Source organism: Microbacterium sp. 69-10 (assembly GCF_001897945.1).
Lineage (GTDB): Bacteria > Actinomycetota > Actinomycetes > Actinomycetales > Microbacteriaceae > Microbacterium.
This window is the reverse complement of the sequence record NZ_MKRT01000006.1, coordinates 39,386-50,730: the sequence shown is the minus strand read 5'-3', so window position 1 is coordinate 50,730 and position 11,345 is coordinate 39,386. Positions and strand designations below refer to the sequence as shown.

Here is an 11,345-nt window from a genome sequence, read left to right as displayed (position 1 = left end):
GCCTCTGAAGGAGGAACATGATCACGCCCACTGAGGATCCGCCGGTCTCCCCGGCGACGGGACGGCCGCTGACCAAGCGCGGTCAGCTGACGCGCCGCCGCCTGCTGGAGGCGGCCGAGCAGGTGTTCGCCGATCTCGGCTATCACGAGGCGTCGATCGTGAAGATCACCGAGCATGCCGGGGTCGCGCTGGGCACCTTCTATCTGTACTTCGACAGCAAGCAGTCGATCTTCGAGGCCCTGGTCGTCGACCTGAACAGCCGCGTCCGGCACTCCATGTCAGAGGCGATGGCAGGTGCCGCGGACCGCATCGAGGCCGAGCGGAGGGGGTTCGAGGGCTTCTTCCGCTTCACCGCGCAGCATCCCGCGCTGTATCGGGTCGTCCGCGAAGCGGAGTTCGTCTCGCCCGCCATGCTCAAGCTGCATTACGAGCGCATCGTGGACGGCTACCGAGCCGGGCTCGCCGCCGCGCAGCGCGACGGCGAGGTGGCGTCCGAGCTGGACACCGAGGTGGTCGCGTGGGCGCTGATGGGCGCCGGCGAACTGATCGGCATGCGCTATCTGCTCTGGGAGACGGATGCCGAGGGGCGCCCGCCCGCCGAGATCGACCCGGCCGTGCTGGACGGCATGACCGCATTCATCACCCGGGCGCTGCGCCCGGACACCACGACCTCGCCGACCACGACCTCACCGACCACGAAAGAGGGGGCAGCAGGATGACCGAACATGACCTCGCCGACAGGCGGGCCGTCGTCACCGGGGGAGCGAGCGGCATCGGCCTGGCGTGCGCCAAGGAGTTCGCCGGCCGCGGAGCGCACGTGATCATCGCTGATCTGAACGCCGAGGCTGCGGCTGCTGCCGCCGACGAGATCGGCGGGGAGGCGTGGGCCGTCGACCTCTCCGACACCTCAGCGCTCGATGCCCTCGAGCTGCAGGCCGACATCCTCGTGAACAACGCCGGCATCCAGCGGGTGAGCCCGATCGCCGAGTTCGATCCAGACGCCTTCCGGCTGATCCAGCGGATCATGCTCGAAGCGCCGTTCCTGCTGATCCGCGCCGTGCTGCCGGGCATGTACGAGCGCGGCTGGGGTCGGATCATCAACATCTCCAGCGTGCACGGGCTGCGCGCCAGCGCGTTCAAGTCGGCGTACGTCGCCGCCAAGCACGGGCTGGAAGGCCTGTCGAAGGTGACCGCGCTCGAGGGGGGCTCGCACGGCGTGACCAGCAACTGCATCAACCCCGGCTACGTGCGCACGCCGCTCGTCGAGAAGCAGATCGCCGACCAGGCGCGGCTGCACGGCATCCCCGAGAGCGAGGTGGTGGAGAGGATCATGCTCACCGAGAGTGCGATCAAGCGGCTGGTGGAGGCGACCGAGGTCGCCTCGCTCGCGGGCTGGCTGGCATCGGATGCCGCGGGCATGGTGACCGGTGCGTCGTACACCATGGACGGCGGATGGAGCGCTCGCTGATGTCCCACACCTACCGCACCATCGACGTCCCCGTCGCCGGCGGCGCCCTGCGCGTCGCGATCTGGGAGCCGGAGGGGGACACGGTCGCGACGGCGCTGCTGATCCACGGGGTGACGTCCTCGCACATGGCCTGGCCGTTCGTCGTCGAGCGGATGCCCGGCGTCCGGATCATCGCACCGGACCTGCGCGGGCGGGGGATGAGCAGCACTCTCGAGGGGCCCGCGGGCATGGCGGCGCACGCCGACGACATGGCGGCGGTGCTGGATGCCGTGAGCGTCGGGTCCACGACCGTCGTGGGGCATTCGATGGGCGCGTTCGTCGCGGTCGCGTTCGCGCACAGGCATCCGGATCGTGTGCGTCGCCTGGTGCTCGTCGACGGCGGCTTCCCGCTGGATCTGCCTGCGGGCGTCGAGCCGGAGCAGGCGGTGCAGGTCGTGCTGGGACCGGTCGCCGAGCGCCTCTCGATGCGCTGGTCGGGCGTGCAGGAGTACACCGAGCGGTTCTGGCGGAATCATCCCGCGCTGGCCGAGGACTGGAGCGACGAGCTGGAGCGGTACATCGCCTACGACCTCGTCCCGGACGGTGACGCGTTCCGCGCCGCGACCACCTATCGCTCGATGGCCGACGACACCCGCGACATGAACGTCGGCACGCTGCTCCCGCAGGCACTGGCAGCGCTGTCGAAGCCGGTCCTGTTCATCACCGTGCCGCGCGGCCTGCAGAACGAGACGCCGGGGCTCTACCCGCCCGCGCACCTGCAGAAGGTGCTGGCGGAGTTCCCGCAGGTGCGTCACGTGCATCTGGACGACCTCAACCACTACACGGTCGTGATGTCCGAGCGCGGGGCGGACGCGCTGGCTCCGCTGATCGTCGCCGAACTGGGGGCCTGACTACCGCCGGGCGCCCGCGATCCGCGAGGAGAGCTGGTGCGCGTGCGCCAGCAGCGTCCGGCCGAGGTGGGGGAGCCGGTCGGGGCCGAAGCGGAACTCGGCGCCGGTGAGACTCAGCGCCCATTCGGGGCGACCCTTGCGATCGAAGACCGCGGCGCCGATGCCCCATGAGCCCTCCACGATCAGACCGGGATTCACGGCGTACCCCCGGGCCTTCGTCTCCGCGAGCCGCTTGCGCAGCGGCTCGGGGCCGTGGGCCGCGCCCCAGCGTCCCTCCAGCTCCGGATGGCGCTCGAGATACGCATCCACATCGTGGTCAGGTAGGAAGGACAGGATCGCGATGCCGGCGCTGGCGACGCCGAGCGGAAAGCGGATGCCCTCGCTGAGCACGAAGGAGCGGATCGGGAACGACCCCTCCTCGCGGATCAGGCACACCGTCTCGTCGGCCCGTCGCGTGGACAGGAACGCGCTCTCCTCGGTCTTCACTGCCAGGGAGCGCACGATGTCGCGGGAGATCTCCGTGATGTCGTAGCGCGACGCCGCGGCCGTGCCCATCAGATACAGCTCAGGACCGGCCGTCCAGCGCGAGGTGACCGGATCCTGATCGACCAGCCCTTCGACCTTCAGCGCGGTGAGCAGCCTGTGCGCGGTCGAGCGGCTGAGCGAAGCATCCGTCGCCAGCTGCTGCAGCGACGCGCCGTCCGCCGACGCCGACACCAGTCGCAGCAGGGCGGAGGCCCGGGCGATGGCCTGGGCGCCGGGGACGGAGCGCCTCCCCGATGCCGTCAATTCCACAATGTGGACGCTACCCGGATCCGTGACCACATCGCAAGCATCGGCTTGCCGGCGCCGTCGCGCCGGGCGGATGCTGGATGAGGACATTCACGAAGGAGTGGTCAGTGATCGACAAACAGTTCGCATCGGCGGCCGAGGCGGTCGCCGACATCCCCGACGGAGCGTCGCTCGCGGTCGGAGGATTCGGTCTCTCGGGCAACCCGATGCTGCTCATCGAGGCGCTGCTCGCGCAGGGCACGAAGGACCTCAGCGTGGTCAGCAACAACTGCGGTGTGGACGACTGGGGCCTGGGCGTGCTGCTCGGCGCACGGCGCATCCGCAAGATGACCTCGTCCTACGTCGGCGAGAACAAGGAGTTCGAGCGGCAGTTCCTCGAAGGCGACCTGGAGCTGGAGCTCACCCCGCAGGGCACGCTGGCCGAGAAGCTGCGGGCCGGCGGCTCCGGCATCGCCGCGTTCTTCACGCAGACCGGCGTCGGCACGCAGGTCGCCGAGGGCGGGCTGCCGCGTCGCTACAACGCCGACGGGACGATCGCGGTCGCTTCTCCCGTCAAAGAGACCCGCTCGTTCGACTTCCACGGCGCGGAGCGCGAGTTCGTGCTGGAGGAGTCGATCACCACCGACTTCGCCCTCGTGCACGCGCTGAAGGGCGACCGGCACGGCAACCTCGTCTTCAACAAGGCCGCCCGCAACTTCAACCCGCTCGCCGCCATGGCCGGGCGCATCTGCATCGCTCAGGTCGAGCAGCTCGTCGAGCCCGGCGAGCTCGACCCCGACGGCATCCACCTGCCCGGAGTCTTCGTGCACCGGATCGTCGAGGTGGGGACCGACATCGAGAAGCGCATCGAACGGCGCACCGTCGCCGCCGGACAGGGAGGCGACTGACATGGCGCTCACACGGAACGAGATGGCGGCCCGCGCCGCACGGGAGCTCACCGACGGCTCGTACGTCAACCTCGGCATCGGCCTGCCCACACTGGTCCCCAACCACGTGCCCGAGGGCGTGACGGTCGTGCTGCAGTCCGAGAACGGCATCCTCGGCGTCGGGCCGTACCCGACCGAGGAGAACGTCGACCCCGACCTGATCAACGCGGGCAAGGAGACCGTCACGCTGCTGCCGGGAGCGGCGTTCTTCGACTCGGCGACCAGTTTCGGCATGATCCGCGGCGGCAAGATCGACGCGGCCATCCTCGGTGCGATGCAGGTCTCCGCCACCGGAGACCTGGCCAACTGGATGATCCCGGGCAAGATGGTCAAGGGACCCGGCGGCGCGATGGACCTGGTCCACGGCGCCGGCCGCGTGATCATCCTGATGGAGCACGTCGCCAAGGACGGCTCCGCCAAGATCGTGAACGACTGCACGCTCCCGCTGACCGGCAGGGGAGTCGTGCATCGCATCATCACCGACCTCGCGGTCATCGACGTCACGCCCGACGGGCTCGTGCTCGTGGAGACGGCACCCGGCGTGAGCGCGCAGGAGGTCATCGACGCCACCGAACCGCCGCTGACGGTCTCGGAGAACCTGAAGGAGAACTCATGAGCGACATCGTCATCGTCGCCGCAGCGCGCACCCCGCAGGGACGACTGAAGGGACAGCTCGCGCCGTTCACCGCGCCGCAGCTCGGCTCGTTCGCGATCCGCGGCGCCATCGAGCAGGCCGCCATCTCGCCGACGGACATCGACGCCGTGGTCATGGGCCAGGTCCTCGCGGCGGGCTCCGGGCAGAACGCGGCACGCCAGGCCGCGATCGGCGCCGGCATCGGCTGGGACGTCCCGGCCAGCTCGGTCAACAAGGTCTGCCTCTCCGGGCTCACCGCGATCATCGACGCCGCCCGCATGATCCGCACCGGCGACGCCACCACGGTGGTCGCCGGAGGCATGGAATCCATGACCCGCGCGCCGCATCTGCTGATGGGCTCCCGCGACGGCTGGACCTACGGCACGGTCGAGGTGCTCGACCACATGGCGTACGACGGCCTCACCGACGCGTACGACAAGGAGAGCATGGGAGCGTCCACCGAGCGTCAGAACCCGCGCTACGAGATGACCCGCGAGCTGCAGGACGCGGTCGCCGCGCTGTCCCACCAGCGTGCCGCCGCAGGTCAGGCCGACGGCGCGTTCGACGCCGAGATCGTGCCGGTCACGGTCCCGCAGCGCAAGGGCGACCCGCTCGTGCTCACCCGGGACGAGGGCATTCGCCCCGAGACCACGGTCGAGACGCTCGCGGGGCTCCGCCCGGCGTTCGCCGAGGGCGGCACCATCACAGCCGGCAACTCATCGCAGATCTCGGACGGAGCGGCGGCCGTCGTGGTCACCACGCGCGAGAACGCGGAGGCCAAGGGCTGGCCCGTGCTCGCCGTCGTGGGCGCCAGCGGCCAGACCGCGGGCCCGGACAACTCGCTGCAGGCGCAGCCGGCCCGCGCGATCGAGAAGGCCCTGGGCAAGCAGGGCATCACGACCGACGACCTCGACCTGGTCGAGATCAACGAGGCGTTCGGCGCCGTGGTCGCGCGATCCCAGCAGGAGCTCGGACTGTCCAGTGACATCGTGAACGTGCACGGCGGCGGCATCGCCATCGGGCATCCGATCGGCGCCAGCGGAACGCGACTGGTCGTGCACCTCGTGCACGAGCTCGCCAAGCGCGGGTCCGGCACGGCTGTGGCCGCCCTCTGCGGCGGCGGCGGTCAGGGCGAGGCGCTGGTCCTCACGCGCTGACGCTCAGCGGATGCATCTCCGCTGACACCCCGTGAAATCATCGACACCCCGGGTCATGGACGTCCACAGCCCGGGGCGTCGACGAGAAGACGGGGTGTCAGCGCTCAGTGCTTGGTGCCCTTGGCGGCCTTCTCGATCGCCTTGAGCTGCTTCTTCGCCCGCTTGGTCTGCTTGGGCGCCAGCGGCGAGTCGTAGGCGACCGAGAGCCCGCGCTCGTCGCGGCGCATGTCGACCGCGGCGCCGATCGCGAGGGCGAGCGTGATGCCCCAGCTGATCCAGGCGAGCACGGCGCGCCATGTGATCGGCGCCTCGCGGGTGCCGCGCAGCAGTGACATTCCGGCCGTGATGGCGCCGATGAGTCCAGTGCTGAAGAGATACCGCATGGCTTCACGTTAGCCGACGCACATCCCTCCTCGGCTAGGCTTGACAGCAGTTACAGCTGTGTATCTACCGGCCGCCGGCTCCCCGGCGGACAGCGGCGGCACCCGACCCGGCGTCGCGATGCGGCGCCCGAGAGCCATGACACAGATCGAAACCTCGCCGAGCCTGCTGCGCCTCGCCGGCCTTCCGTACTTCCTCATCGCGTTCATCGCGCGACTGCCGTTCGCCATGATGGTCGTCGGCGTCCTGACCATCGTGGTCAGCGCCCGCGACTCGCTGTCCCTGGGCGGCCTCACCTCCGCCGCCGTCGGGATCGGCACGGCGCTGATCGGCCCGTTCCTCGGGGCTGCCGCCGACCGCTACGGTCAGCGCCCGGTGCTGGTCGCCGCGGCCGTGCTCAACGCGGCCATGCTCGCAGCCTTCGCCGCCGTCGTTTACAGCCCGCTCGACCAGGGCTTCGTGCTGCTCGCCGCTTTCGCGATCGGCGCCACCGCACCGCAGGTCTCGCCCATGTCGCGATCGCGGCTGGTCACCATCATCGACGAGCGGATGCCGCAGCCGCGGCGCGCCCGCACGACCTCGGCGACCATGTCGTACGAGTCCGCGGCCGACGAGACCGTGTTCGTGTTCGGTCCGTTCCTGGTCGGCGCGCTCGCCTCGCTGATCGCCCCCTGGGCGCCGATGGTGATGGCATCCGCCCTCACTCTGCTGTTCGTCGGAGCGTTCGCCCTGCACCCCACCGCGCGGCACGTCTCCGCCTCGCGAGCGGCGGACGGCACCGCGCCGTCCGCCGTGTCGGAGCTCTTCCGCCCCACGCTGCTGGTGGTGGTGCTCGGGATCCTCGGCGTCGGCCTGTTCTTCGGGGCGATGCTCACCGCCCTCACCTCGTTCATGGCCGATCGCGGCGTCGCTGAGCAGGCCGGACTGCTGTACGGCGTGATGGGGATCGGCTCGGCGATCCTCGCGCTCGGCGTGGCCTGGCTGCCGCCGCGCTTCACGCTGCACATGCGCTGGCTGGTGTTCGGCGGCATCCTGCTGGCGGGATCGCTGCTGGTGCTCACGGCATCCGATGTCACGACGATGACCGTCGCCCTCGCGGTCCTCGGCATCGGCGTCGGGCCGACGCTCGTCACGCTGTACAGCCTGGGGGCCGCGCGCAGCCCGCTCGGACGCTCGGCCACCGTGATGACCATGCTGGGCGCAGGTGTCGTCGTCGGTCAGGCGGCCGCCGCGGCGATCACCGGAGAACTGGCCGAGGGCTCAGGCACCGCAGCGGCACTCGTCATGCCCCTGATCGCCGCGGCCATCGTCGTCGCGACCGGTATCGCAAATCGGCTCATGACGCCAGCCCGGCGCTGAGCCGCGCCGCGATCGGTAGCCTGGAGGAACCGAGCAGAGGAGTCCACATGGCAGCCGCAGAGTTCGTCGTCGTCGCCAACCGGCTACCGGTCGACCGGGTCGAGACAGCCGACGGCGAGGAGATCTGGCGCACCTCGCCCGGCGGGCTCGTGGCGGCGCTCGAGCCCATGATGCGCAGCGTGGATGGCGCCTGGGTGGGCTGGGCGGGGATGCCGGATGTCGAACTCGCCCCGTTCGACGCCGACGGCATCCGCCTGATCCCCGTCGCGCTCAGCGAGGCCGACATCCAGGAGTACTACGAGGGCTTCAGCAACGACACGATCTGGCCGCTGTACCACGACGTGATCGCCCCGCCGCAGTACCACCGCGAGTGGTGGGAGGCGTACGTCTCGGTGAATCTGCGCTTCGCCGAGGCCGCGTCCGCCGCGGTGGCGAAGGGCGGCACCGTCTGGGTGCACGACTACCAGTTGCAGCTGGTGCCCGAGATGGTGCGCAACCTGCGTCCGGACGTGACCATCGGCTACTTCCACCACATCCCGTTCCCCGCCCACGGGCTCTACGCGCAGCTGCCGTGGCGGGATCAGGTGCTGCGCGGCCTGCTCGGCGCCGACGTGATCGGCTTCCAGCGTTCGCAGGACGCAGCGAACTTCCTCGCCGCGGTCAAGCGCCGCCTGGGGTTCGAGACGAAGGCCAGTGCCATCACTCTGCCCGACGGCCGCCGCAGCCATGCGAGGGCGTACCCGATCTCGATCGACACGACGCCGTACCGCGAGCTCGCTCAGCGCGCCGACATCCGAGCCCGCGCGGTGGAGATCCGCGAGGGGCTCGGCAATCCGAAGCACATCCTGCTGGGTGTGGACCGGCTGGACTACACGAAGGGCATCCGGCACCGCATCAAGGCCTACGGCGAACTGCTCGACCAGGGCAGGATCTCCGTGGAGGACGTCGCCTTCATCCAGGTGGCGAGCCCCAGCCGCGAGCGGGTCGACGCCTACGTGCACCTGCGCGACGAGGTCGAGCTCGCCATCGGCCGGATCAACGGGGACCATGACACGCTCGGGCACACGGCGATCCGGTACCTGCACCAGGGATTTCCCCGCGAGGAGATGGTGGCGATGTACCTGGCCGCCGACGTGATGCTGGTGACGGCGCTGCGCGACGGCATGAACCTCGTCGCGAAGGAGTACGTCGCCACCCGCGCCGACAACCGCGGCGTGCTCGTGCTCAGCGAGTTCACCGGCGCGGCCGACGAGCTGCGACAGGCGGTGCGGGTGAACCCGCACGACATCGAGGGCGTGAAGGATGCCATCGTCGCGGCCATCGAGATGCCGCGCACCGAGCAGAGCCGCCGGATGCGATCGCTGCGCAAGCGCGTGCTCGAGCACGACGTCACGGCGTGGTCTCAGGCGTTCCTGAAGGCGCTCGAGCACGCCTCCCAGCACCGTCACCACCCGGAGGAGCCCGCATGACCCGCACCTGGACACCAGGCAGCCCCGACGAGGCCGTCACCGCGATCGCCCGCACGCCCGTGCTGCTGGTCGCCCTCGACTTCGACGGGACGGCGTCCCCCCTGGTCGCCGACCCGATGAGCGCGCGCGCCCTGCCGGAGATCGCGGATGCCGTGGCGCGACTGGCGGTGCTGCCCGACACCGAGGTGGCCTACGTATCCGGGCGGAGCCTCGTGCACCTGCGGGAGATCGCGGAGCACTCCGACGATTCGCCGGTGATCCTCGCCGGCTCCCACGGTGCGCAGTACTGGTTCCCGGGAGAGGGCGAGGCGGATGCCGCCGAGAGCGAGCAGGAGCGCGACCTGCGCGAATCGCTGTTCGACGAGCTCGAGCCGCTGCTCACGGAGTACCCGGGCGTGGAGCTGGAGCGGAAGACCTTCGGCGTCGGCATCCACGGCCGTCCCGCGGATCCGGCCGTGGAGCGCGCCGCGTTCGCCGCGGTCGACGAGGTGATGGCGCGCCGGGCGGCGCGCTGGCGCCGCCGCACGGGCGACCGCATCCTGGAGTTCTCCTCCAGGCACGAGGGCAAGGATGCGGCGATCACCGCGCTGCGCGCCCGCACCGGGGCCACCGGGATCCTGTTCGCCGGAGACGACGTCACCGACGAGGACGCGCTGCGCGTGCTCACGAAGGACGACCTGGGCGTGCGGGTCGGCCCGGGGGAGACCTCGGCGACTCTGCGTGTGGGATCCCCACAGCAGATCGGCGAACTCCTCGGCGTCATCGCGACAGAGCGCGCGGCCGGTCGGGAATAGACTTCCGTCATGTCCTCGCAAGAAGCTCCCTCCGGCGCGCCCGCTGAAATCGACATCAAGCCCCGCAGCCGGGTCGTCACCGACGGCATCGAGGCGACCACGTCCCGAGGCATGCTCCGTGCCGTGGGCATGGGCGACGCGGACTGGGACAAGCCCCAGATCGGCATCGCGTCCAGCTGGAACGAGATCACCCCCTGCAACCTGAGCCTGGACCGGCTCGCCCAGGGAGCCAAGGAGGGCGTGCACTCCGGCGGGGGATACCCGCTGCAGTTCGGCACCATCTCCGTCTCCGACGGCATCTCGATGGGCCACGAGGGCATGCACTTCTCGCTGGTGAGCCGCGAGGTCATCGCCGACTCCGTCGAGACGGTCATCATGGCCGAGCGCCTGGACGGCACCGTGCTGCTGGCCGGCTGCGACAAGTCCATCCCCGGCATGCTGATGGCGAGCGCCCGTCTGGGCCTGTCGAGCGTGTTCCTGTATGCCGGTTCCATCGCACCGGGCTGGGTGAAGCTCTCGGACGGCACCGAGAAGGACATCACCATCATCGACTCGTTCGAGGGCGTCGGCGCGTGTCGCGCCGGCCGGATGACCGAGGAGGACCTCAAGCGCATCGAGTGCGCGTTCGCCCCGGGCGAGGGCGCGTGCGGCGGCATGTACACGGCCAACACAATGGCATCCGTCGCCGAGGCCCTCGGCCTGAGCCTCCCCGGCTCCGCCGCGCCGCCCTCCGCCGACCGCCGCCGCGACTACTTCGCGCACCGCTCCGGCGAGGCCGTGGTCAACCTGCTGCGCCAGGGCATCACGACCAAGGACATCCTGACGAAGGAGTCCTTCGAGAACGCCGTCGCCCTCGCCATGGCCCTGGGCGGTTCGACCAACGTCGTGCTGCACCTGCTGGCCATCGCCAACGAGGCGGGCGTCGAGCTGAGCCTGCACGACTTCAACCGCATCGGCGACCGCACCCCGCACGTGGGCGACCTCAAGCCGTTCGGGAAGTACGTCATGAACGACGTCGACCGTCACGGCGGCATCCCCGTGATCATGAAGGCCATGCTGGACGAGGGTCTGCTGCACGGCGACGCGCTGACCGTCACCGGCAAGACCGTCGCGGAGAACCTGCGCGAGCTGAACCCGGACCCGATCGACGGCGAGGTCATCCGCACCTTCGACAATCCGATCCACACCTCCGGCGGCATCACGATCCTGCACGGCTCGATGGCTCCCGAGGGCGCCGTCGTGAAGTCGGCCGGCTTCGACGCCGATGTCTTCGAGGGCCCGGCCCGCGTGTTCGAGCGCGAGCGCGCCGCGATGGACGCCCTCGCCGCGGGCGAGATCAACGCCGGCGACGTGGTGGTCATCCGCTACGAGGGCCCGAAGGGCGGACCCGGCATGCGCGAGATGCTCGCGATCACCGGAGCCATCAAGGGCGCGGGGCTCGGAAAAGATGTACTACTCTTGACGGACGGACGATT

The 11,345-nt window shown here is 70.3% G+C and carries 12 protein-coding genes; 10 read left to right on the top strand and 2 right to left on the bottom strand.

The genetic code is table 11. The features are described from left to right. Positions 1-17: 17 nt before the first annotated feature. Genes BGN97_RS02210 through BGN97_RS02200 form a run of 3 tightly spaced genes read left to right on the top strand, consistent with a single transcriptional unit; the run spans position 18 to position 2,358 of the window. Entirely contained in the window at positions 18-719 is a 702-nt protein-coding gene (locus BGN97_RS02210) for a TetR/AcrR family transcriptional regulator (protein WP_292697639.1), read from the top strand. After that, on the top strand, positions 716-1,468 hold the full coding sequence (locus BGN97_RS02205) for a 3-hydroxybutyrate dehydrogenase (RefSeq protein ID WP_292697637.1): 753 nt from the start codon (positions 716-718) through the stop codon (positions 1,466-1,468). The genes BGN97_RS02210 and BGN97_RS02205 overlap by 4 nt, the downstream gene beginning before the upstream one ends. Further along, positions 1,468-2,358: an alpha/beta hydrolase gene (locus tag BGN97_RS02200; RefSeq protein WP_292697635.1), complete on the top strand. Its 891-nt coding sequence runs from the start codon at positions 1,468-1,470 to the stop codon at positions 2,356-2,358. Before BGN97_RS02205 ends, BGN97_RS02200 begins: the two co-directional genes overlap by 1 nt. On the opposite strand, the gene BGN97_RS02195 is transcribed toward BGN97_RS02200, so the two are convergent. Next, on the bottom strand, positions 2,359-3,147 hold the full coding sequence (locus BGN97_RS02195; RefSeq protein ID WP_292697906.1) for an IclR family transcriptional regulator: 789 nt from the start codon (positions 3,145-3,147) through the stop codon (positions 2,359-2,361). 110 nt (positions 3,148-3,257) lie between these two features. Between BGN97_RS02195 and BGN97_RS02190 the strand changes: the two genes are divergently transcribed. From BGN97_RS02190 to BGN97_RS02180, 3 genes are read left to right on the top strand one after another with little or no spacing between them, the layout of a single operon-like run. Next, the gene (locus BGN97_RS02190) at positions 3,258-4,037 is read left to right on the top strand and encodes a CoA transferase subunit A (RefSeq protein ID WP_292697634.1); all 780 of its coding nucleotides are present in this window, start codon (positions 3,258-3,260) and stop codon (positions 4,035-4,037) included. A 1-nt stretch (position 4,038) separates the two neighbouring features. Continuing rightward, positions 4,039-4,692 (top strand): CoA transferase subunit B, encoded by a 654-nt coding sequence (locus tag BGN97_RS02185; RefSeq protein ID WP_292697632.1) that lies wholly within the window; start codon positions 4,039-4,041, stop codon positions 4,690-4,692. Continuing rightward, positions 4,689-5,867: an acetyl-CoA C-acetyltransferase gene (locus BGN97_RS02180; RefSeq protein ID WP_292697630.1), complete on the top strand. Its 1,179-nt coding sequence runs from the start codon at positions 4,689-4,691 to the stop codon at positions 5,865-5,867. Before BGN97_RS02185 ends, BGN97_RS02180 begins: the two co-directional genes overlap by 4 nt. A gap of 104 nt (positions 5,868-5,971) precedes the next feature. Here the strand turns inward: BGN97_RS02180 and BGN97_RS02175 are convergent, their stop codons facing one another. Then, positions 5,972-6,250: a hypothetical protein gene (locus BGN97_RS02175; RefSeq protein WP_285632922.1), complete on the bottom strand. Its 279-nt coding sequence runs from the start codon at positions 6,248-6,250 to the stop codon at positions 5,972-5,974. A gap of 136 nt (positions 6,251-6,386) precedes the next feature. Between BGN97_RS02175 and BGN97_RS02170 the strand changes: the two genes are divergently transcribed. From BGN97_RS02170 to ilvD, 4 genes are all read left to right on the top strand, one after another. Next, entirely contained in the window at positions 6,387-7,607 is a 1,221-nt protein-coding gene (locus BGN97_RS02170) for an MFS transporter (RefSeq protein ID WP_292697628.1), read from the top strand. Positions 7,608-7,654: 47 nt separating this feature from the next. After that, entirely contained in the window at positions 7,655-9,076 is a 1,422-nt protein-coding gene (locus BGN97_RS02165) for a trehalose-6-phosphate synthase (protein WP_292697627.1), read from the top strand. Beyond that, positions 9,073-9,870, top strand: coding sequence for a trehalose-phosphatase (gene otsB / locus BGN97_RS02160; RefSeq protein WP_292697626.1), 798 nt, complete (start codon positions 9,073-9,075; stop codon positions 9,868-9,870). Before BGN97_RS02165 ends, otsB begins: the two co-directional genes overlap by 4 nt. 9 nt (positions 9,871-9,879) lie before the next feature. Continuing rightward, positions 9,880-11,345, top strand: a 1,466-nt coding sequence (gene ilvD, locus BGN97_RS02155; RefSeq protein ID WP_292697625.1) for a dihydroxy-acid dehydratase, incomplete at its 3' end; no start/stop codon positions are given.

Bases quoted from the DNA above. Each gene is read 5' to 3' on its own strand.
- BGN97_RS02210 (WP_292697639.1), top strand. From the start codon at position 18: ATGATCACGCCCACTGAGGATCCGCCGGTCTCCCCGGCGACGGGACGG.
- BGN97_RS02205 (WP_292697637.1), top strand. From the start codon at position 716: ATGACCGAACATGACCTCGCCGACAGGCGGGCCGTCGTCACCGGGGGA.
- BGN97_RS02200 (WP_292697635.1), top strand. From the start codon at position 1,468: ATGTCCCACACCTACCGCACCATCGACGTCCCCGTCGCCGGCGGCGCC.
- BGN97_RS02185 (WP_292697632.1), top strand. From the start codon at position 4,039: ATGGCGCTCACACGGAACGAGATGGCGGCCCGCGCCGCACGGGAGCTC.
- BGN97_RS02180 (WP_292697630.1), top strand. From the start codon at position 4,689: ATGAGCGACATCGTCATCGTCGCCGCAGCGCGCACCCCGCAGGGACGA.
- BGN97_RS02175 (WP_285632922.1), bottom strand. From the start codon at position 6,250: ATGCGGTATCTCTTCAGCACTGGACTCATCGGCGCCATCACGGCCGGA.
- BGN97_RS02170 (WP_292697628.1), top strand. From the start codon at position 6,387: ATGACACAGATCGAAACCTCGCCGAGCCTGCTGCGCCTCGCCGGCCTT.
- BGN97_RS02165 (WP_292697627.1), top strand. From the start codon at position 7,655: ATGGCAGCCGCAGAGTTCGTCGTCGTCGCCAACCGGCTACCGGTCGAC.
- otsB (WP_292697626.1), top strand. From the start codon at position 9,073: ATGACCCGCACCTGGACACCAGGCAGCCCCGACGAGGCCGTCACCGCG.